15 protein-coding genes and 2 pseudogenes are annotated in these 23,983 nt (G+C 32.7%); 13 read left to right on the forward strand and 4 right to left on the reverse strand.

What is annotated here, in order from left to right:
- The 3 genes from PQO00_RS18355 to PQO00_RS18365 form a co-directional block, all read left to right on the forward strand.
- Positions 1–1,478 (forward strand): gliding motility-associated C-terminal domain-containing protein (locus tag PQO00_RS18355; RefSeq protein ID WP_274186318.1); only part of this gene is annotated, 1,478 nt, incomplete at its 5' end.
- A gap of 80 nt (positions 1,479–1,558) precedes the next feature.
- Positions 1,559–2,530, forward strand: a complete 972-nt coding sequence (locus tag PQO00_RS18360) for a type IX secretion system membrane protein PorP/SprF (protein WP_274186319.1) — start codon at positions 1,559–1,561, stop codon at positions 2,528–2,530.
- A gap of 1,329 nt (positions 2,531–3,859) precedes the next feature.
- The gene (locus PQO00_RS18365; protein WP_274186320.1) at positions 3,860–4,057 is read left to right on the forward strand and encodes a hypothetical protein; all 198 of its coding nucleotides are present in this window, start codon (positions 3,860–3,862) and stop codon (positions 4,055–4,057) included.
- Between the two features lie 334 nt (positions 4,058–4,391).
- Here the strand turns inward: PQO00_RS18365 and PQO00_RS18370 are convergent, their stop codons facing one another.
- Complete coding sequence (locus PQO00_RS18370) at positions 4,392–5,267, reverse strand: hypothetical protein (protein WP_274186321.1); 876 nt, start codon at positions 5,265–5,267, stop codon at positions 4,392–4,394.
- 814 nt (positions 5,268–6,081) lie between these two features.
- On the opposite strand from PQO00_RS18370, the gene PQO00_RS18375 reads away from it, so the two are divergent.
- The 8 genes and pseudogenes from PQO00_RS18375 to PQO00_RS18410 form a co-directional block, all read left to right on the forward strand.
- Positions 6,082–7,038 carry a type IX secretion system membrane protein PorP/SprF gene (locus PQO00_RS18375; RefSeq protein ID WP_274186322.1) on the forward strand — a complete coding sequence of 319 codons (957 nt, stop codon included), beginning with the start codon at positions 6,082–6,084 and terminating at the stop codon, positions 7,036–7,038.
- A 20-nt stretch (positions 7,039–7,058) separates the two neighbouring features.
- Positions 7,059–8,747, forward strand: a complete 1,689-nt coding sequence (locus PQO00_RS18380) for an OmpA family protein (RefSeq protein ID WP_274186323.1) — start codon at positions 7,059–7,061, stop codon at positions 8,745–8,747.
- Positions 8,744–12,115 (forward strand): gliding motility-associated C-terminal domain-containing protein, encoded by a 3,372-nt coding sequence (locus PQO00_RS18385; protein ID WP_274186324.1) that lies wholly within the window; start codon positions 8,744–8,746, stop codon positions 12,113–12,115. The genes PQO00_RS18380 and PQO00_RS18385 overlap by 4 nt, the downstream gene beginning before the upstream one ends.
- A 271-nt stretch (positions 12,116–12,386) precedes the next feature.
- The gene (locus PQO00_RS18390) at positions 12,387–14,084 is read left to right on the forward strand and encodes a tetratricopeptide repeat protein (RefSeq protein WP_274186325.1); all 1,698 of its coding nucleotides are present in this window, start codon (positions 12,387–12,389) and stop codon (positions 14,082–14,084) included.
- Positions 14,085–14,503: 419 nt separating this feature from the next.
- Positions 14,504–15,907, forward strand: a complete 1,404-nt coding sequence (locus PQO00_RS18395; RefSeq protein ID WP_274186326.1) for a sulfatase — start codon at positions 14,504–14,506, stop codon at positions 15,905–15,907.
- Between the two features lie 40 nt (positions 15,908–15,947).
- A complete protein-coding gene (locus tag PQO00_RS18400) occupies positions 15,948–18,485 on the forward strand; it encodes a T9SS type A sorting domain-containing protein (protein ID WP_274186327.1) in 2,538 nt (845 codons plus the stop codon).
- Between the two features lie 990 nt (positions 18,486–19,475).
- Positions 19,476–20,213 carry a T9SS type A sorting domain-containing protein gene (locus PQO00_RS18405; protein ID WP_274186328.1) on the forward strand — a complete coding sequence of 246 codons (738 nt, stop codon included), beginning with the start codon at positions 19,476–19,478 and terminating at the stop codon, positions 20,211–20,213.
- A gap of 521 nt (positions 20,214–20,734) precedes the next feature.
- A pseudogene (locus PQO00_RS18410) lies at positions 20,735–21,172 on the forward strand (transposase); the annotation flags it as partial.
- A gap of 12 nt (positions 21,173–21,184) precedes the next feature.
- On the opposite strand, the gene PQO00_RS20440 reads toward PQO00_RS18410, so the two are convergent.
- From PQO00_RS20440 to PQO00_RS20450, 3 genes and pseudogenes are all read right to left on the reverse strand, one after another.
- Entirely contained in the window at positions 21,185–21,385 is a 201-nt protein-coding gene (locus tag PQO00_RS20440) for a transposase (protein ID WP_369128021.1), read from the reverse strand.
- Positions 21,359–21,771: pseudogene (locus tag PQO00_RS20445) on the reverse strand (IS982 family transposase); the annotation flags it as partial. The gene PQO00_RS20440 and the pseudogene PQO00_RS20445, both read right to left, overlap by 27 nt.
- Positions 21,762–22,076, reverse strand: a complete 315-nt coding sequence (locus PQO00_RS20450) for a hypothetical protein (protein WP_274186331.1) — start codon at positions 22,074–22,076, stop codon at positions 21,762–21,764. The gene PQO00_RS20450 and the pseudogene PQO00_RS20445, both read right to left, overlap by 10 nt.
- Before the next feature lie 130 nt (positions 22,077–22,206).
- Here PQO00_RS20450 and PQO00_RS18430 point away from each other — a divergent pair, with 130 nt between their 5' ends.
- Both PQO00_RS18430 and PQO00_RS18435 read left to right on the forward strand, forming a co-directional pair.
- Positions 22,207–22,665: a site-specific integrase gene (locus PQO00_RS18430; protein ID WP_337992863.1), complete on the forward strand. Its 459-nt coding sequence runs from the start codon at positions 22,207–22,209 to the stop codon at positions 22,663–22,665.
- Positions 22,666–22,768: 103 nt separating this feature from the next.
- Positions 22,769–23,980 (forward strand): SDR family NAD(P)-dependent oxidoreductase, encoded by a 1,212-nt coding sequence (locus PQO00_RS18435; protein WP_274186332.1) that lies wholly within the window; start codon positions 22,769–22,771, stop codon positions 23,978–23,980.
- Positions 23,981–23,983: the final 3 nt, after the last annotated feature.

A 23,983-nucleotide genomic window follows, 5' to 3' on the forward strand; every position in this document is an offset into this window, starting at 1 on the left:
GCGAAGACAATACCGCCGATATAGAAGTCACCGCCCCACTGGGAAGCGCGTATGAATACAGTTTAGATGGTACCAATTTCCAGAGCGAAGTCGATTTTACAAATCTAGCTCCTGGTGATTATACCCTGACAGTGCGAAGTATAACTGATACCAGTTGTACATCCAGTACCGCTGTTAGTATAGCGGCTTCACCAGGTGCCCCCGAAGTTCCGACCTTTATTATCCCACGCGCCGCAAGCTGCGAAGACAATACCGCCGATATAGAAGTCACCTCCCCACTGGGAAGCGAGTATGAATACAGTTTAGATGGTACAAATTTCCAGAGCGAAGTCGATTTTATAAACCTGACTCCTGGCGATTATACCTTAGAAGTGAGACGTATTAGCGATATCAGTTGTGTTTCCAGTACCGCTGTTAGTATAGCCGCTTCACCAGGCGCTCCCGAAGTTCCGACCTTTATTATTTCAAGAGCCGCAAGCTGCGAAGACAATACCGCCGATATAGAAGTCACCGCCCCACTGGGAAGCGCGTATGAATACAGTTTAGATGGTACCAATTTCCAGAGCGAAGTCGATTTTACAAATCTAGCTCCTGGTGATTATACCCTAAAAGTGCGAAGCGTTAGCGATACCAGTTGTACTTCCAGTACGGTTTTTAGCCTTGAAGACAGTGCTTTTGAATTAAAAATTAAGTGTCCGTCTGATATAGAGCTAGAATTTAGTGATGTTATTGATGGACTCGATTTAGGAGCTCCAGAGGTTATAGCAAGTTGTGGGGAGGTAACGTTCTCTTTTGTAGATAGTGAATTAGTAGGGGGGTGTACTGCTAATACAGGAAGTTTTATAAGAACATTTAAAGGGGTAGATAGCGCAGGTCATACTTCTACCTGTAAACAAACCATTACTATAGTAGATACTTCACCGCCTTATATTGAAGCAGATGTGCCAGAAGCGTTTTTTATAGATTGTGAAGATGAAATACCAGAGGATATTGCCCCTGTTTTTATAGATAATGGTGATCGTGATGTGAGCGTTGCGTTTTCAGAAAATGAAATAACAGATAGTACATGTTCTCTTAATAAAACACTAGAACGCATTTGGATCGCTACAGATAGTTGTGGTAATGAATCTTCATTTGTACAAACAATTTATTATACCTGTTCATTACGAATATATAATGCTGTATCTCCTAATAATAATGGATTGAATGATATCTTCTTAATAGAAGGTATAGAATGTTATCCGGATAATAATGTTAAAATATTTAACCGATGGGGATATTTATTATATGAAACTAATAATTATGACAATAAAAATAATGTTTTTAAAGGCGTTTCTGAAGATAGGTTTACCATATCTAAAAGAAAATACTTAGCTGATGGAGATTATTTTTATATGGTTACTTATAAAAAGCCTGTAGGTAATGGGGGTAAAAGCAGTGTAGTAAGGCTAACAGGAAATCTTTATGTTAGTAATTAATGGACTTAAAAAGGGATACAAGAATTTTAAAATTAAACGGGAAGTTCTTAAAAAAAACAATTTACAAGTTTTAATATAATATGAGACAGAATAAAAGAATTATTGTGGGAATATTTATTGTGTTGGTTATGCAAGTTTTTGAAGCACAGCAAGATGCTCAGTATACCCAATATATGTTTAATACTTCCAGCATTAATCCCGCTTATATAGGTAGTAAAGAGAATTTTAGTATTGTAGGTCTTCATCGTAGCCAGTGGGTAGGTTTTGAAGGCGCTCCTAAAACACAGACCTTGTCTTTAAATAGTCCTCTTGGTTACTTAAAGCGCACTGGGCTGGGTTTTTCTATTATAAACGATGTTATAGGTATATCTAAAGAGACCTATCTTAATATTGATTTTTCATATAAGATACCGTTTGAAGAATCTACATTAAGTTTTGGACTAAAAGTAGTTGGGCATTTTTTAGATGTTGATTTTCAAAAGCTTTCTGTTTTTGATGTTAATGAATCTAATTTTCAAGGTTCAATAAATAATGAATTCAGTCCAAATGTAGGTGCTGGTGTTTATTTTAATACTGGTAACTTTTATTTAGGGTTAAGTGTTCCTAATTTAATACAAACAACCGTTTTTAATAAAGGTTTTGATGAAGAAGATTTGGTTGGTTCATCAGCGCTTAGAATTGAACGTACACATTTTTATTTTATTGGAGGTTATGTATTTGATTTAAGTTCTTATGTGCGATTTAAGCCTACCATATTAACAAAAGTTGTATTAGGGTCTCCAATTCAGATGGATGTTTCTGGTAATTTTCTTTTTTACAATAGCGTATCGTTAGGCTTAGCCTATCGTTTTAATGCGTCATTAAGTGCTATGACAGGATTTAGAATATCTAAACCCTTTATGGTTGGTTTTGCATACGATATAGAAACTACTGCTTTGGGAAATGTAGAATTTAATGATGGCAGTTTTGAAGTTATTTTAAGATATCATTTGCCAGAGAGGTGTTGTGGCTATAAACGAGGTAATCGCCGTTTAACACCCCGTTTTTTTTAAACTTATATCGGGAAATACACTTTTTATAATGTATTATCTAAATACTAGAGTTATGCCAATTTTATGAATAGCATTGGTGTTATTCTTTAAAAGAAAAATTTAGGGCCTCTTAACACATTGTTTTAATGTTGTTGAATATCAGTTGTTTTTGTTTTTTTTGTAGACTTTTTGTTCACTCCTTTTGTTTTAAAAGCGTCTTTTTGTTTACTGACATTTTGTGTTTTTTTTTAATGAAGGCATAAGTTTGTTGTTATTAATTTTTTAAAAATATTTTATGAAACGTCCTGAAAAACAAAGCTCAAAAGTCTTTATATTCTTTTTACAATCATTGGTGTTCTTTTTAAGTTGTGTTTTAATACTTACTATGATATTGGTTCTATTTTCAATGCTGAGACCGCTCATTCAATAATATAAAAACGCATTATAGATAGACAAAATACTACCGAAAGCTTATATATGTAGATGAAAGCCCGGTTCTTCTCTGGCGACAGCATGAGAAGAAATACCTCCCGAAAGGGCGTCTTTTCTCCTGCCTGCCGGCAGCTACGGTGTACCCACAAATAACACAAATAATCACACTAAGTTAATTAGTAGCTATTTTGCATCAAAGGCTTGTTCGAGACGGGTTCCTCCCTTTTTAACAAAAAAGGGAGGTGGCTGTATGTGGTAACATACAGACGGAGGGTTTGTTTTTTAAGTGTTCTTTACATGTTTAATTTGTCAAACGCCCCTTACTTTTCCTCCTGACGTCGAAAAATTCATCTCCTCTTTCAGTTGAAGCGGGAGGTGGTTCCATTATACGGCATTACTGTATAATAACACCTGTCTGTCGTGAAAGCTATTGGCATATCCATTTAACTGCGGACAAAATAGTTCCTTAAAAGATGTGGGTACACCGTAGCTGCCGGCAGGCAGGTTTGTTACTTTTCTTTGGACGAGCAAAGAAATCGAAGATTCACGAACACCTATTTATCAAATTAGATCTGTGAGCTAAAAGTAAGTAAAAAAGGAAATAAGCTTTTGTTCTTTATATTGAAAAAAGATGTGGGTACACCGTAGCTGCCGACAGACAGGCAAGGGAGTTTTTAACAATAAATTCTCTAATAAAGCGATTTGTCGCCTTGAGCCTTTCGTCTTCCTGCCCGTCCGGCAGGCGGGCGCTCAAGATAAACTAAAGTCGAAAGGTCATTAAAACCAGCTATTTAAATGGGTTTCGACAGAGCCTGTGCTGAGTTTACCGAAGTACTCAACCTGATAACCAAGATTAAATTACTGATAGTCAGATCAATAATATTATGCTTACATCGAACTCACGTTAATAATAAACTAATGTGTATTCCCAAAGAAATACAGAATCTTACTAGTTTAGCGGAGTTGTATTTGTACGATAACCAATTAGTAACGATTCCAAAAGAGATAGGAACGCTTTACAGTTTGCAGCATTTATATTTATATGAAAATCCATTAATAAATATTTCCAGAGGAGTATATGGGTTAAAAAGTAACAAGGCAACACTTGTATTGTAAAAGGGTTATTCTGTAGTAAGTTTTTATGTTATTTTACATAAATTAACCAAACTGTTTTTTACATTTTCAAAGGATTTCAGTAATCCAAAATCCTTAAAAATTATCCTGGATCGTACAGGAAATTTTACTAAAATTTTCTCCTTAAAGTAATTTACAGTGTTTTTATTCTTAAAATACGTCACAGAACAATAGCCGCGGGTTAGCACCAGGGTATCAATAGGTGTGCTATTATTGTGCTTTTTGCAAAGTACTATCTATTATATAATAGATCCCCATGGCTTTGTTCTGGAGTATTTTAAGTGGTTTTGTATTGCAATTCAATAATCTATTCTTTTTACAATTCTAATGAAATTAAATAATCAAGGATGTTTTCCCCGGCAGGCAAATCTAATTTTTTTCTAAGACGATATCTTGAAGTTTTTAAACTCCCCGGAGATATTCCAAGAACTTGTGCGGTTTCTTTAATAGTTAGATTTAACCTAATTACAGAACAAAGTTTAAGGTCATTAGCTTTTAAATTTGGGTGTTTACTAAGTATTTTAGCATGAAAGCCATGTTGCGTTTCCTCAAAGAAACTTCTAAAACATTCCCAGTTTTTATCTGCTATTAAATTTTCTTTAGCTACAACTTTTAATTCTTTAACATATTTGATTTTGTCGAAGTTAGTTTTAGAGTTTTCAATCTTTTTGACTATTTCTTGTAAACTTTCAATAATTCTATTTTTTTGTTCATAACTAAAAGCATAAGAAGTGAGCTGCTTATTTTTAAATTCAAGTTCATCTTTCATTTGATTTTTTTTGAACTTTTCTTTTTCAATATATTGTTCTGCTAATGAAATTTGTAGTTTCATAGTGGCATGTTTCTTTTTTATTTCATTATGTCTCTTTTCTTTGAGCAGTAAAAATATTATTACGAAAAGTAATATCATCATTAAAATAATATTGGGTTCTTCTATACCTCTAATTGTTGTGTCTACATTTGTGAATTTTCTTTGTTCTGGAATAAATACATCTAGATTTTTTGCTGCAAATTTTGGGGAAATAGGTCTTTTTAATTTGTATAAAAATTCAAAAATAGTATGTTCTTGGGCAAATGGTCTAAAGACTAAAAAAGAAAAAAGATTACATTTTTTAGTGAGGTAAAATTTAAGATTTGTTTTTGATTTTAAAGAACGTAATCTGCTATTATAGATATGCGTTTTTTTTCTCATAATTATTAAATGTAAATAGTTTTTTTGTGTTTTAATTCGTAATAGTTTTTGTGCTTTTTTTTGTAATAGAAATCGTGAAAAACGACATTGCAAATCTACCTTTTGTTACTTTTTTATGCAGAAAAACAAAGGGTACAAAAAGATGACACAGCTTTTTTTTGAGTAGACAATAAGGGTACATTAATAAGTTTGCTTAAATACAATAGCGTATAAAGCTTGAGAAGTTAAAATGCTTATATTTAAACAGGTAGGTCTTATTGGCGGAGTTTAAACGTGTTTAATTTGTTGGTGTTTAATATTATAAAACATCGTTAAAAACGCAGTTAAAGCATGAAATATAGTTACAGTGATATAATCTATTTATTTATTATTGGTAGTCGCTATTGTGTCTTCGTGATGTTTACGATCTGAGCAAATATTTAAAGAAAAACAATCCCGATTTTGGTTTATTCTTTATTACATGACAAGAATTAAATTTTAAATAAAAAATAGATTTGCTAGCCAGGGTGTGTTTAATAAAATTCAAGTCATTTAGAATACCCTTTACTTCTTAATACTAGATTTTCATCAAATTTATTTCACCCTTTTTTATGAAATAGAAAAGTTAATGTGGGCTTTATTAATATTCATGTTTTTGTGTTATAACATGCCATTTTTATAAACTCAAAAGATTAATTTTCTGTAATTAATTGTTTTATACATATACGCTTACAGTTTAAGGTAACTTTTTGATAAGGCTATGTGACTTACTGTACACTGCTTTAGGCGGTATCTTTTTTGCATTCCCGGTATTTTTGCTAAAAAAGTTGGTTCTATGTATAAAATTTCAATTTGTATTTTTTATGTAGTGTTATTTGTTGTTGAGATAAGTCATAGTCAACAGGACGCTCAATATACACAATACATGTATAATACGGTAACTATTAACCCTGCATATGCTGGTAGTAGAGGTACTTTATCTTTTGTAGGGCTGCATAGAAGTCAATGGATTAGGATTGAAGGAGCGCCTTTAACACAAACATTTTCGGTAAACTTGCCTTTAGGAAGTTTACGTTTTATGGAAGATGCTCCGGGTTTAGGACTTTCTGTTGTTAATGATAATATTGGTCCATTACAAGAAACACATCTAAATATAGACTATTCTTATCCCATAGCGATTTCTGATGAAGGCATATTACGCTTCGGTCTAAAACTTTCGGGACAATTTTTAAGCTTGGACTTAAATAAATTAAATGCGTTTAATGTAGCAGATCCCGTTTTTTTTAACTCTGATAATAATGACTTTATACCAAATGTAGGGGTGGGCTTATATTATTATGACACTCATTTTTATGCAGGTTTAAGTACCCCTGGTCTGTTAAGCAGAAATTATTTTAAAACAGATGATGATGCCTTGTTAATATCAAAAGAGCGGATGCATTACTACTTTATTACAGGTTATGTGTTTAATATGAGTCGGCGATTAAAGTTTAAACCAGCACTATTGAGTAAAATGGTGTTTGGAAGTCCTTTACAGGCAGATGTCTCCGCAAGTTTTAAATATGACGAAAAATTGATATTAGGTTTGGCTTATCGTTGGAGTGCTGCAGTAAGTGCATTAGCAGGATTTCAGGTTTCTAAATCCGTAATGATTGGTTTTTCCTATGATATGGAAACAACTGCTATAGGTAATGGTAATGAATTTAATCATGGGAGTTATGAACTGCTTTTAAGATTCGAGCTTGCCAAAAAAGGAAATTTGAGACGACAGTGGAATCCTCGTTTCTTTTAATCTAAATCTAACTAACTAATATGAAACTATCTTTAAAATCATTCTTGTTGATTTTCATTTGTTTATTGTTTAATTACATGGTATTTCCTCAAAAGCGTTTGATGAAAGAAGCCAAAAAGCAATATACAATGTATGAATATAAAAATGCACAGGAGACCTATCTGAAAGTTGCAGAAAAAGGCTATAAAAGTTTAGAGCTTTTTAAGAATTTGGGAAATAGTTATTATTTTAATGCACAGTTTGTAGAGGCTTCAAAATGGTATAAGGAGTTAATGACGCATTATGAAAATGAAATAGATGCTGAGTATTATTACAGATATGCCCAAACTTTAAAATCTAAGGGGAATTATGAATTAGCAGATTATTATATGGATAAGTTTGTAGAAGCAAGTCCTAATGATAAAAGAGCTCAATTATTTATCGAGGGAAGAGATTATTTAAAAACTATTGAAAAACACTCTGGGAAATATCAAATTAAAAACATAGATATAAATACATCATATACAGACTTTGGTACAGCGTTTTATGGAGATTCTTTGGTTTTTAGTTCATCAAGAAAAGATAACTCTTCACAAAAAATAGATGAATGGAATAAAGAGGCTTATTTAGATTTTTTTATCACATCATATAATAGTACAAACAACGCACTTGGAGAAGTAGAGAAATGGAACCCGGTTTTTAATACTAAGTTTCATGAGTCCACCCCGGTTTTTACTAAAGACAAACAAACGGTTTATTTTACAAGAAGTAATACAAACTATGGGCATTTAGAAAATGCGAACGATTATAAGGTAAGAACAAATAAGCTAAAAGTATATCGAAGTATAAGGGATGAAGAAGGGAAATGGAGCGCGCCCGAAGAGTTGCCTTTTAATAATGATAACTATTCTGTTGCTCACCCTGCTTTAAATGTATCAGAGGATAAACTCTATTTTTCTTCAGATATGGAAGGCGGTGTTGGAGACTCGGATTTATATGAGGTAACAATAAATGAAGATGGCAGTTTTGGTACTCCTCAAAATTTAGGAAATGCTATCAATACCAAAGGGAGAGAAACATTTCCTTTTATTTGTAAGGACAATAATTTATACTTCGCATCCGATGGACATTTAGGTTTGGGAGGTTTAGATATCTATGTTTTTAAACTTAAGGAAGCTAGTGATTCTGAATACGAGGTTTCTAATTTAGGAAAACCTATAAATAGTCCTTCCGATGATTTTGCATTTATTATAAATACTACAACTAAAAGGGGCTTTTTTTCATCCAATCGTCCAGAAGGAAAAGGGAAGGACGATATATATGCCTTTGTAGATGAAAGTATGCTTTTAAAAGTAGGAAACGATTTAGCCAATATATTGAATTTAAAGTCTATTTATTTTGATTTAGATAAATCTTTTATTAGACAAGATGCTGAAATAGAGCTTGATAAAGTGATTGAAATTATGAAAACCCATCCGAACATTAAAATAGATATTCGCTCGCATACAGATAGTAGAGCATCATTTAAATACAATATTAAACTAAGTGAACGCAGGGCGGAAAGCACATTAAACTATATCGTTAAAAAAGGCGGAATTAGTAGAAGTCGTCTTTTAAGTAGCGGTTACGGAGAAATACAATTATTGAATAAATGTGCCGATGGTGTTGCATGTAGTGAAGCAGCCCATCAGTTAAATAGAAGAAGTGAGTTTATTATAATAGAACAATGAATAAGCAATACAAAAAAAAGAATTTAAAATTATTAAGTGTATCATTACTAAGCCTATTGCTATGCGTGTTTAGTTATATGTCTGTATTAGATAACAACCTAATCCCATTAAAAAGCCTTGATAGTTATACAGATAACTTTCATGCTTTTTCAGCAAGACCTTACTCGCAAAACGCAAAAGTTAATAATTTTCAAAAACACGATACAGAATATATAGAAACACCTGCGACATTTTCTATGGATGTAAGTACATGTTTAGAAGACTATATCTCTCCAAAAGGAGTGGAAGCCGTATGGAGTTTCGATAATACCTTGGATGATGAAGTAGGTTTGCATAATGCTACAATAGAATCTGGTTATTCCTTTGCAACAGATCAAGATTCACCAACGGGAACACCTGTCTTATATTTAGAAGGAACAGGAGGCATAGCATATAGTAATGAAACGACAGGTTTTTTAAATAACAGTTTCGAAGCACTCACTATCGGATTTTGGATGAAACCCGAAAATCAAAGTCCAAACGAAGATCAGGTGATTTTTGAACAAGGGGATAAAGAAACGGGATTAACCATTGTACTTACGTCTCAAGGGCGTTTGGCTTTCTCATTGGGAGAAAAAAGGAAGATCTATGATTTTGAATTTCCTTTTCCCGATAGTTCTTGGCATCATGTAAGTTTTAGTTTTAATGGGTCTCAAGATGGACTAATGGTTGCATATCTGGATGGAGAGGTTGCTGACTTATTGCTTACTGGAGAATCGAATATTTCTAAGCATGAAAATGCCGGAGGATTTGGTCAGGTTTTTGGAGGAGAGTCTATAAAAGAAGGAGATCCCTTTAAAGGGTATTTGGACGAAGTGTTTTTTAGTGATACACCCATTTCTGGAGGTGCTCTTCTACAATATAATCAATGTATTACCGAAGATGTATTTGTATCTACTAATAATTGTGAGAATTGGGCTTTTCAAAGTATAAAAGGAGGATGGTATACCGTCGATTTAGCAACAGGAATATCCGAACAAGGCTTTGTTTCTCCTGTTGTAGATCCTTCAGAGCCAAATATTGGTGAAATATTAAATGGAGGAGGTTATAATGATAATAACGGATTAATATATTCCATGAGTCGGCTTACAAATGGTGTTTTAATAATAACAGAAGTTGAAGATACCAGCGGTACACAAGAAGGGAAATATACTTTTACAAATCACAGAGTGGGACCTATTTTAGGGATTGAAACAACAAATATTAATAGTGGAGATGTTTATAATAATAGGCATTATATAAAGAATTTTACGACTGATGAAATTTATGTGATCAATTTAGATAGAACGTCTCCAGACTATTTAACACTTGAGAAAAGAATAGAAATAAAAGGCTATAACGACAAAGCATCTGATTTTACCATGAAAGAAGATGATCTTGGGGTGCCTTATATATACATGGTATCAAATGCCTCATCAGAAAATCCAAAACTTTATGTGATTGATTTGGAGGGGAATATTATATCTTCAGAAACAATAATAAGTGAAGATGAGTTAACTAAATTTGGAGGTCAGTTTATAGATGAAGATAATATCTTTTATGGTATAGATAATGATAAAGGCAAAATTTATAAAATCGATATAACCTCTTCGCCTCCAGAAGCAATATACTTTTCAGAAACAATAGCAGGAATACCAAATGATGCTTCACGTTGTCATTCTATTAAAAGGGTATTACCATTAGACTTTGGAGACGCTCCCTCATCTTACAGAACGGTGTTAGAGCATGATGGAGCCAGACATTTTGTAGAAAATTATAACAGTAGTGACCATACGTCTAATTTAATGATAGGAAGTCATATTGACACAGAAACAGATGGTAATGTAATATCTTCAGGAAGAGGTGACGATGAATTAGAAATAGATGATGAAGATGGCTTAGCAACAGAATCGTTAATAATAAAGGAAACAGAGAATTCGCAATACAGTATAGATGTATCTGTTACTAACACAAAAGGCACAGCAACACTTTATGCCTGGATAGATTTCGACCATACCGGAAATTTTGAGGAAGAAGAATATACATTTGTAACTGTACCAGTCTCATCAGGATTACAAGAAGTCACTTTAACATGGACGTTACCAGAAGATATTGAAATAGGGTTAACGTATTTACGTTTAAGACTTACTACCGAAGATTTAGATAATAGTGCTGCTAATAACAATTTAGATTTAAGAGCCTATGGTCTTGCTAATGATGGTGAAGTAGAAGATTATGGGGTGCTTATAGATGGGGTGAATATAGGATGTGTAGCAGGAGTAGAAGCCCCGTCGCTATCAGACAGATCACTTCGTTTATGCAACGGCGCAACAACAGTAGATTTAACCATGCTATCGGTAGATAATTTTCCTGAAACCGAAGACGCTTCAGGGGTTGAGTTATCCTGGCATACGGCGGTTCCGGTAAGTAGTGAAAATCAGGTTTCAGATCCGACAGCCGTAGGGGCAGGTGTTTATTATGCCGCTTTTATCGATAATGACTCAAATTGTTTTAGTACTAATGCTACCGAAGTCACTGTTAGTAATGGCCTTTCGTTACCAGAAGTGAGTTTGGAAGATGTAAGTTGCGACTCAGGTGGTTCTATTACGATAACAGCACCTTTGGGAGATGGGTTAGAATATAGCATAGATGGTACAAACTATCAAACAGACGTCACATTCCATGATCTTGCAGCAGGGACTTATACTGTGTCTGTACGTGAAGCTACAGATCCCGATTGCGTTTCAGAAGTATTGGAAAATGTAACCATAAATAGTACATTATCAGAAACGCTCTCGTTTACAGAGCCCCTTCCTGTTAATTTGTTTGTTTCTTGTGAAGAAGAAATTCCTGAAACAGTTGACCTTACGGCTACGGATGCGTTAGGTAATACTATAGAAGTGGTTTTTAGTGAAATTCAAAAGCCATTTGAAGATGAAACATGTGCTACCGGCTATATAATAGAAAGAGAATGGAGCGCCAGTAATTGTATTGGGAATGAAATTAGTCATAAACAATTACTTTATGTTATTTGCCCTGTAAAAGTATATAATGCAGTTTCACCAAATAATGATGGTTTCAATGATACTGTAATCATGGAAGGAATTACATGTTACCCGGATAATAATGTGAAAATATTCGATCGTTGGGGCGTATTAGTGTTTGAAAGAGATAATTATGATAATAATAATGCTTTTAGGGGCATTTCGGAAGGACGCGTGACTGTAAAAAAAGCATCTAAATTACCAACAGGGACCTATTATTATGTGATTAAATATAAATTTTCATTACAGAATACAACCTCACAGGAGTTTAAGCAAATAGGATATATTTTTATAAAAAATAATTAAGCTATACTGAATTTACTCATGTTAATTTTTTGTTTTAACCAAAAATAGTTGATTTCTAGACCTCCCACCCAGGTTTTTAAAACCTGGGTGGTCTCTACTCAAAATTCCTTTATGACTGAAAGCGGACAATCAGATTTTGTTTTAACAAAAAATGAGGTAAAACCTAATGAGATGCGTTTTTTCTATTGCATGCATATTGCCAATACCATTAAAATATCAAATAAGATTGTTTATTGTTTTTGATGCGCCCTAATGAAGCGTTTACTATACTATGAAACAACAAAGGCTATACAAAAAAATTATAGGTTGTATTGTTATTGGGGGTATTTTTAATTGCACTTATGCACAACATTCTAAGAAAGTTGATAGTATACAGCAGTTGTTGCAATTACATAAAAAGAATGATAAGATAAAAGTTAACCTCTTAAATACTGCAGGTTATGAATATTGGATTATAGATCCCAATAAGTCCATTAATTTTGGCAAAGAGGCGTTACAATTATCAAAAAAAATAGCTTACGTTAAAGGTTGTGCAAAAGCGAATCGTATTATTGGAGTTGCTTATTGGGCAGAAGGCGATTTGGTTAAAGCTTTAGAGTATCTAAATGCTTCTCATGAAACTTACGAAAAAATAAGAGACAAAATTGGGATCGCCAACACAAAACTTAATATTGGAATGATATATGCCGATTTAAAGGAATACGACAAGGCACTGGGGTATTATGATCAAGCAATACATAATTTTACAACACTTGGGTTAACGTCCAGAATAGCGACCACCTTTACAAAATCAGGAACAGTTTTTATTGCACAGCATAAGTATGATAAAGCATTTCAATACCTAACAAGTGCGCTAAAAATGCATAGTAAAAACAATTTTACTTATGGAATAGCAGAGGCGCATAATAGACTAGGCATATTATATCTTAATAAAAATGAAATTGAACTGGCCAAGTACCATATAAAGCAATCCATGCTATTGGGTAGTAAAATAAATGATATTCATGGATTGGCAAATAACCATATTGTTTATGGGAAAATTTTAAGACTTTCCAAACATTTTGATAAAGCAGCAACAGAATTAAACAAAGGATTAAAACTGGCTAAAAAAAGTAATTTAAAAAAATATGAATTATTAGGATATGAAGAATTGAAAAAACTAAACAAAGCGCAATACAAATTAGAGGAAGCCCTGTTCTTTTACGAAAAGTATAACTTACTAAAAGATTCTCTTTTTAATTCGGAAAAAACAAAACAAATCGCTTATTTAGAGTTTAAGAATAACTTAAAAATAAAAGATAAAGAACTACTAGCACTTAAAACTCAGGAAAAGCAAAATAGTTTTATCAATTTCATTTTAACATTAAGTGCTACTATTATATTTATTTGTGGTATTATAATATCTATTATATTAAGACAACGCCATAAAAAGCATAAAGAACTTTTACAATCACAATACAACCTTTCTATAAAGGATTTAGAAAATTCAAAATTAAAGCAGCAGCAACTAAAAAAGCAATTAGACTTCAAGAATAAAGAGCTTATGTCCTATGCTTTGAACTTTAGAAAAAAACGAGAAATCGTAAATCAATTACAAAAAATAATACATGAAATCGAAGAAGGATCATGTATTGAAAAAAGTAAATTAATTGATGATCTGAATAAGCTGGTACAGAAAAACTTTAGAATTGAAAGAGATTGGGATGATTTTAGTAAGTTCTTAGATGATGCCAATCAAGGGTTCTACTCAAAGATAAAATCAATACATAATGATTTAAGCGCGAACGATCTCAAAATTTGTTCCATGATTCGACTCAATTTAAGTATTAAAGAAACCGCCAATATTCTTAAAATATCTCCGGAGAGTGTAAAAACGGCAAGGTACCGTCTCCGCAAAAAATTAGGATTAAGTCTTCACCAAAAAACGTTTTGCTATTTAATAAATCTGGAGCAGGAGTTCAATTCTTAAGATAACCGATTGGGCTATAAAGAATTGCTTTTTGTAACCTTAAAATATTTATCTATTAGATTTCACGATTTTTAGATAAATAACAGCGATATAATAACATGAAGTTGCAGATAAAAGGATGAGCTTATAGAACTTCACAAATAATGCGGCTATATAACTTTTTCTAATTCATAAATATCCTTCTTTTTTATCCATAAAAGTAAACACGTAACTTTTTGTAACCCTTTATGCGGAGGTAGGCTATTACTAAAATTCCTAGATTTCGCTCTTTAAACACCAGGCAATCAAATAATCAATATGAATAGCCGATGACTTAGATGAAAGCTTATCGTTTAGTTTTAGAGGTGCCTATTCTGTTTAAAAAGAGAATGTTTTCAATAAATAAGTTTTCCAAAATTAAAATTATTAACGCAAGTAAAATGAAAAAATTAAGAATTATTAGTGTGGTTATTTTGGGCTATATTATTAGTGTGGCTATGATTACCAAAAACGAAGCATCTGTTTCCAACATCGAAGCTCCCGATCACCCCAACATTATTATGATAAGTGTAGATGATTTAGGATATTCGGACGTTGGGTATATGAATTATAAAGCTGGTATTTTAACGCCTAATATTGATGAAATTGCAGAAAGCGGTATGCAATTTACAGATGCCTATGCAGTTGCCCCTGTATGCTCTCCAACCAGAGCCAGTATAATGACTGGTAAATACCCGGCTAGTTTAAAACTTACTTGTCATATTCCAGGTAATGGAATAGAAAATTATTTAGAAGCAAAAAACGATGGGACTAAGCTAAAAGAAGCTTATTTTGAGAATCATTTGCCCCTAAATGAGATTACTATTGCAGAAGTTTTAAAAACGAAGGGCTATGCGACAGGGTATATTGGTAAATGGCATTTGGCAGGCGATGGGGCTGTACATACAAGCGATGGCATTGTGAATGCTAATTACCATCCTGAAAATCAAGGATTTGATGTTAATATAGGAGGTTGTGCATACGGAAAACCAGAGAGCTATTTTTCTCCTTATAGCAATGGGACAGTTACAGACGGACCCCAAGGCGAATATCTTACCAATCGCCTTGGAGATGAAGCCATAAAATTTATAGAGCAAAATAAAGCACAACCATTTTTTTTAAGCTTTGCTCCTTATACCGTTCATAAACCATTACAAGCACCTGCTAGTGATATAGAAAATAATAATGGGAACGTATATTTTGCAATGATTGATAATCTTGATCAAAATATTGGAAAGATTATGGACAAACTTGATGAGTTGAATTTACTCGAAAGTACCATTGTGATATTTTATTCGGATAATGGCGGATTATTTGAAAACCCACCTTTAAAAGGCATAAAAGGCACACTAAATGAAGGTGGAATAAGAGTGCCTTTATTAGTGAGCTGGCCTAATAATATTAAAGTAGGAAGCACCTCTTGTACGCCTATTACCAGCGTAGACTTTTTTCCTACCATACTTGATTTGGTAGGTGTTAATCCCAATACCTATAATCAATTAGAAGGCATTAGCTTTTTACCATTGTTAAAAGGAGAGTTATCGATTTCAGAAAGACCTATCTATTGGCATTTTCCCCATCATAGAAATGAAGGGCTTTCTATGGGAGCCGCTATTAGAAAAGGGAAATGGAAGTATATCTATGAATTTGAAAAAGAAGAAGAATACTTATACAACCTGGAAGAAGATATTGCAGAACAAAATAATTTGGTGGTAACAAATCCATTAAAAGCAGAAGAATTATCTATACAATTACAACAATGGCTAAAAGAAGTTGATGCCGAAATGCCAGAATTAAATGACTAATATGGGAATTATGGAAAGTATTAAGCTTTTAAAAAAAAGTATGAGAAAAATAGGGCTAATCATTTTTAGCATAATTAGTTTATCCGGGTATGCTCAATTTCAAATAGGAGAGGGAATTGATGGAGAAGCAACATTTGAATTAGCAGGAAAAGCGATTAGTTTGTCCGAAGATGGAAGCATTGTCGCTATTGGTGCATATTTAAATGATGAAAATGGGGACAGGTCCGGACAGGTGCGTGTTTATCAAGATATTAATAGTGTTTGGACACAAGTTGGAACCGATATTAATGGAGAAGCCAGCGATGACCAATCAGGAATGGCTTTAAGTTTATCTGGAGATGGACGTATCCTTGCTATTGGAGCTCCCGGAAATGATGGTGATCACGTAGATTTAAAAGATGATGTTTTATGTAGTAATGATATTGGAGATTCCGGGCATGTACGTATTTATGAAAATATAGGAGGCAATTGGACTCAAATTGGAGACGATATTGATGGAGAGGCCATAGGGGACCGGTCGGGCGTTGCTGTGAGTTTATCCAATAACGGAACTATCGTAGCAATAGGAGCCACTTCGAATAGCGATAATGGCGAAGGTGCAGGGCATGTTCGTATTTATAAGAATGTAGCAGATAATTGGATTCAAATAGGGAGCGACATAGATGGGCAAGCAGCACAAGATATGTCAGGTTATGCCGTAAGTTTATCAAAGGATGGTGATGTAGTAGCGATTGGTGCTATTGGAAATGATAGTAATGGACGTGATTCTGGACATGTACGTATTTATGAAAATATAAATGGCAACTGGACGCAGTTGGGGTATAATATTGATGGTGATGCAGCAGGGGATAGGTCTGGATTTTCTGTAAGTTTATCTGGTGATGGTAATATAGTAGCGATTGGCGCTATTGGAAATGATAGTAATGGTCCGGATACTGGACAGGTACGTGTTTATGAGAATATAAATAATGTATGGACTAAGATAGGATCTGGTATTCAAGGAGAAACTGCTGGCGATAAATTAGGAACCTCAGTAAGTTTATCGGGTGCTGGAGATATTGTTGCAGTTGGCGCTGTTAGAAATAATAAAAAGGGGTATATCTGTATATATCAAAAAATTGCTGGAGACTGGTTTAAACTTCACAATAACACTATTTTAGGAGAACAAGCAAATGATGGTTTTGGAGACGCTGTAAGTTTATCGCACGACGGTAATATTGCTGCTGTAGGGGCCATGTATAACACGAGTAATGGTATAGATGCCGGTCATGTGAGTGTGTACAGTTTGAGCGATTTAATAGCCAACCCGCCTAACATTGAAGATGGTGAAAACGGTTGTGATTATTCCGTTTTAAATGAAGAGGGGTTTGAATCTGGCTGGGGAATTTGGAATGATGGTGGTTCCGATTCACAAAGAAATTCAAATAAAAATTACGCTGCGAGAGGAAGTTATAGTATGAGGCTTCGCGATAATACATCTTCATCTGTGGGAACAACCAATAATTTAGATCTTATGAATTATAAGGAAGTCACCATCGAGTTTTCATATTACTGTCGAAGTATGGATAATAGTAACGAAGATTTCTGGTTACAAGTCTCTACAGATGGCGGTGATAACTTTACTACAGTTGAAAAGTGGAATAAAGGTGATGATTTTGAAAATAATCAACATTATGATGATCGTGTTGTGATTTCAGGTCCATTTTCGTCTGAAACAAAATTTAGATTTAGAGCAGATGCCTCTAATAATAGCGATTATGTTTATATTGACGATATTGTTATTTATGCCTGTAATATAGAACGTTGCGTTTTAGCTGCCGAAGATTTTGAATCGGGTTGGGGTATTTGGAATGATGGTGGTTCCGATTCCTATAGAGATTCAAATAAAACATACGCCAGAACAGGACGTTATAGTATGAGACTACGCGATAATACATCTACTTCTGTAGGAACAACCGATGAAATGAATCTTTCAGATTATCAGGAAGTCACCCTGGATTTTTCATATTATTGCCGAAGCATGGATAATAGTAACGAAGATTTCTGGTTACAAGTATCTACTAATGGCGGTGATAGCTTTACGACAGTTGAAAAGTGGAATAAAGGTGATGATTTTGAAAATGACGAGCATTACGATGATAGCGTTGTAATTTCGGGACCATTTTCGTCTGAAACAAAATTTAGGTTTAGAGCAGATGCATCTAATAATGGCGATTATGTTTATATCGACAATATTATTATTAGTACGGCTAATTGTATCAATTCTAATGTATTAATCTCTAAAAAATCAAATGATAAAAATGATTTGAATAATAAGACAACTCATACTATTCCAGAAATAATAACAACTGTATTATATCCCAACCCCTTTCATAAAAACATTAATATTAAAGTTAAAGGATCTTACGAAACAGCCGAAATCGAGATCCTAAATATTTTAGGGCAATCATGCTTTAAGAAAAGATTTAATAATCAGGAAACGATTGAAATTCCAACTCTAAATCTTAAAAATGGCCAGTATATCATAAGAATGAAAGTAGATAATCAAACAATCTATAAAAAAGGCATAAAAAAATAATTCAAAATTATTAGAAAAGACATATTCAAGTTAACCAATTCAAGCGATTTGGTTCCTTTATTTAAGTTTAAAAAAAGACCGTCTAAAAAAGTTTTAGGCGGTCTTTTTTACTTTTTTAGCATTGTCTACTTATTGTATTTGTTGGGGTTTATTTAGTATTAACTGTTTTAATCTAAAGACATAGATAAGATTCTAAATATAGCCTCTTAAGGTGTTAAAAAAGCCAAATAGATACTTCTTAAAGCAGCTATATATTTAACATTGCCACAAGCCTGGATTAATGGCTTTTATTTTAAAATTCTACCAGTTTAATAGTCATCCAATTTTGTTATAAAATACGCAGTAAATAGTTAGGGCTAGCAAAAAATAAACGAATTAATTATATGCTGTTTGTCATAGATGTATAATACCAATTATGAATTAAAATACGCTATTCAAACTCATTCATTAATTCGTTTTATCACTTTACTCATCATTCCCATAGCTTAGGCTATGCAAATAACTCGCAGCAGGCTAAAACAAATAAGCAATGTCGTTTTCTGTAGCTCATTTCAATTAATAATTGGTATAAATGGACTTATTGTCTATACATAATAGTAAAGGTGAAGTGCTAAAGACGTATTTCTATAAAAAATACAATAAAAAAAGAGACTGTCTTTCAGACAGCCTCTTTGCCCCAAATCGAACTACAGACACCTACTGAATCTATAGCTAGACCGCTAAAGTAATCTTATAATTAAAAAGAAATTAAAAAGCGAGGTATTCAAAAGGTTACTCGGGTTTTTGTTTTATAAATATTTAGGCTTAATTATTTGTCATTCAGTTGATAGGCAAAAGATTTTTTTATGTCATATTTTTTATAAAAACGAAACAGTGGTAAGTTGTCCATTTTGAAGTGTTTTGTTAAATATGAAATTCGTAACTTTTTGTATAACTACAATTCTTTTTTAGGTAAATGTCTGCACCTATATTGTGTTATAAAATACGTATATGAATTCGGATTTAAAATTATATAATAAGGTGCTGGATAGTATCTTATGGGAAAGTGTCGTTTTATCAGGAAATGGCAGTGTAGTTGCCTTTAAAACATATAAAAATCATGAAAATAAAGTACCATTAAGTTGCATCATTATATGTCAGTACTATAAGTGCAAGAATGAATGGTTTCAGTTAGGAGAAGCCATAGAATTATTAGACATTCAATCAGATTGTAGAATATACTTATCTAATGATGGATATACGATTACTATTCGTAATAATAATGCCAATGGTACGGAAGATGTCATGTTTTATCGACTTGAAAATGATGATTGGACTTTATTGGATTGTAATATAAATAATAAAGTAAAGTATAATTTATTGGACTTAGAATTGTACGTATCAAATAATAACAGGAATACCGTTGTTATAGGTTCTCCTTATAATGATGGTATTGGAAATTATTCAGGTCATGCACGTATTTATAAGTTTAGTAACGAAAATTTGCCTTCTAATTATAATGAAACGCATCATATCGATTTGAGTCCAACTTCTGAAGCAAATCAAGTTCATATAAAGTTAGAAAACAACTTAGAATTTAAACAGCTCAAAGTTTATAATATATTAGGACAGTTATTAAAAACGCAGGCTAGTTCTTTATTAGATTTATTTATTTTAGTTAAAGGCCTTTATCGTATTGAAATACTAACTAACAGAGGCAAAATATCTAAAAAACTGCAAATTGAATAGATTTTATTGTATTACCTTTACAAAAGAAAACAGTTTGTAAATAACTCATTTTGAAGATGGTTATGGGATTTATCTCGTTTAAAAATGAATGATGTTCATTTGGCAAATCTTTTTTAAAAACTTTAATAGTAATAACTCCGTTTTTGTAAAATCCATTTTGACTTTTTGTTTTTAACCAAAAAAAGGGAGACGTTTGATTAGATAAGAGCTTTTTTGACAGCTATAGCATGGTGCTGTACGTCTGGAAGAAATAGTAAAATATACAACATGTAACTTTTTGTAAACCCCATATTATAATAGGCTCATACATAATTGTAGTATTTTTATAAAAGATTAAGTTTTTATATTTATTCGTTTAGTTTAAGTTTTAAAAAGAGGCTGTCTGAAAAGGCAGTCTTTTTTTTTGTGAATTACGGAGTTAGTTGTTAACTTTAGTTATGAGCAAAAAAGTAGTATTCAAGACCTATCACCAGAACCAATTAAGTTTACTTCCCCCGAGTTATGATGATTTAGTACCAGCGCACCACCCAGTACGAGTTGTCAATACCATTATAGACCATTTGGACCTCACCGTATTAGAAAAGAGTTACAAAGGCGGCGGCACATCAAGTTACCACCCGCGCATGCTGCTCAAAGTGATCATTTATGCTTACTTGCGCAACTTATATTCCTCACGTAAAATAGAACAAGCCCTTAGCGAAAACATTCACTTTATATGGCTTAGTGGGCAAAGCAAACCAGACCACAATACCATCAACGATTTTAGAGGCAAGCGCCTTCAAGGTCATTTAAAGAAAATCTTTCATCAGGTGGTTTTACTTTTGGTAGAACAAGGCGTTATTAGTTTAAAAGATATTTTTATAGATGGCACCAAGATAGAAGCCAATGCTAATCGTTATACTTTTGTATGGGGTAAGAGTATCAACACTAGTAAAGAGCGCATCAAGAAACAACTTAAAATCTGAGTTCGATTAAAAAACAGCCAACTGATTCGTATGGCTAGTTTGATATTTTATTGAAGGTTTTTTAGGCAAGAAGCTGTATACTATAAGACCTGCTACAATATTTGAGATAAAGTTTGAGAAGCACCTGTGTCTAGAATGCTCAATTAGGCAAATATTTTTAAGTTCATCATTAACGGTTTCTATTACTGAGCGTTTTCTAAGCAGTATTTTATCACTCATAGACATTAAAGAGTTCTTCATATTGTTTTTATACTAGTGATTAAATGTACACCCTCCACGAAAAGCATTTGCATGAGTTCTTTTCCAATATAACCTTTATCAGCAAAAAGTTTTCCAAATATTTTATTAAGAAAACTTTTCTTTTTCAATGGTGTTCTATCATCAACATTTGCTTGTGTGATTGTAAAATTTAAGATTTCTCCTTTATCATTTATAACAATGTGAAGCTTAAAACGATGAAACCATCCCATTGTTGATTTTCCAGTAGTAGCAATACCTTTAAAGACTTTGTTGTTGGCTATTCGTTTAGACTTACAGACCCTAATTGGAGTAGAATCTACAAAGGAAATACCTGTACAATCTCCTAGCAACATGTTTTTAAAAACAAGGTCATTGGTATTAAGGTTTGCTGCATAAGCTCGGTAAATCTGTTATAAGAAACGGTATCTGGAAAATCATCCTTCATATGCTTTTGAACATAAAAAAGGTAGAAATGCTTGAAGGTTCTAAAACCACTTAATTGAAATAAAATGGTAATAGTAATTACTTCACTTGTACTCATAACTGAAGGGCGTTTTGCAGGATTGCCCAACATATGGTTTTCAACCAATTGGCTATATTCTTTACAGAACTCATCAACAATACAAAATATTTCAGTAATTTTAGAGTAGATTATCATAGATAGATTTTTAGATTAATAAATTGAAATTCACTACTTTAATTTACTAAAAATCTATCTTTTTTACTACTTAAATCTTATCTAATATTAATCGAACTCAGGTTATACAGGTTTATCTTATATGGATGTCATGAACCTCAACGAAGATAATATCGCTTTCGGTATTGATGGTGGCAAATGGATAATTATCAATAGACAAAAAACACATAACAAAGTAAAAATTCCGTTACTTCCAATTGCTGAAGAATTAATTGAGAAATATAAAGGCCATATTAAAACCAAGAGAACGAAAACCTTATTTCCAAATATTTCAAATCAGAAACTCAACTCATATTTAAAAGACGTAGCTTTTGTCTGCGGTATTAAAAAGAATCTTACATTTCACATGGCACGTCATACATTAGCAACAACAATAACCTTAAGTAATGGTGTACCAATAGAAACTGTATCAAAATTACTTGGACACTCAAAAATAGTTACTACTCAAATTTATGCCAAAGTAATTGAAAGAAAAGTAAGTGAAGATATGAGGGTATTGGAAAATAAGTTACAAACTAACAATTCAAATAAATTAAAAATTAAAATTTAAAACCCTAGAATAAAATTAATTTTTCGATTAAAATAAATTTGGACTTTTCAACAAAGTTTGTTGAGAAATTTATGAAGAATTTTGTTCCATAAAAATGAAAACAATGGAAGATAATTCAAAAAAAAAGAAATTAAAAACCAAGCCTAAAAAATCCATATTAAGAAGATTGATAAGGGGCTTAGCTTTAATAACAATCATTTTTCTTTTGCTTATCATTGGCTCTGCAGCCTATATAGCAATGAATGATAAAGCAGCAAAATCACCACTTTACACAGGACTTATTATTTCTGATGAATTTCAAATGCCTATAGACAATAAGTTTAACCATCATACAGAAGCTATGGATGTTGTAGAAGAACTAGACTTGAAAGGGAAAATAATTGTAATGACAGGCGGTCATAGTGGAACTGGCAGGGAAGCAACAAAAGCATTAACAATTAGAGGAGCAACAGTAATTGCTTTAGCAAGGGATGTAGAATGGGCTAAAAGTAACTTGAAAGGACTACCAAATATTGAAATAGAATATTTGGATTTGTTAAAACCAAAATCCATAGAAGCATTCACCCAAAAGTTTTTAAAATCAAATCGTCCAATTCATGCGCTTATCAATAGTGCAGGAATATATAATATTCCATTGACTAGAGACGAAAGAGGTTATGAGTTACAGTTTGCAACTAATGTTCTCGGACATTATGAATTAACAATGAAATTACTTCCAGCTTTGAAAAAAGCAAACGGAGCTCGTATTGTCAATTTATCGTCTCGTGGGCATCGTTTAAGTAATGTTATAATTGATGATGTAAATTTTGAAAATGCAGAGTATGATGGAATGATATCTTATGCGCAAAGCAAAACAGCATTAATTCTTTTATCTATCAAATTAGATAAACTTTTAAAGGATTCAAACATTAGAAGTTTTGCAGTACACCCTGGTCCAATCCCTTCATCAGATCTTTTTACTTCATCTCAAGTAGGTATTGCTTCCAATACTAAAGTTCAGTTCATGAAAGCTTCTGCAAAATTATCGAGGGCAATCAACTATACATGGTTATTAAACTTTTTTAGAAATCCGGAAAATGTTGGAGATATATACAAAACAGTAAAAGAAGGCGGTGCTACAACAGCATGGGCAGCAGTCAGTCCTGAATTAAATGGAAAAGGAGGATTGTATTTAGAAGATTGTAATATAGCAAAGCTAGTTCCTAATGATAGTAATGCGCCTTTCGGTGTAAGACAGTACGCCGTAGATATTGAATCTGCTAATAAGGTATTGGAGATTTGCGAAAAAATGACAGGTATAAAGTTTGAAAATTAAAAG

Source organism: Flavivirga sp. 57AJ16, from assembly GCF_028736925.1.
Lineage (GTDB): Bacteria > Bacteroidota > Bacteroidia > Flavobacteriales > Flavobacteriaceae > Flavivirga.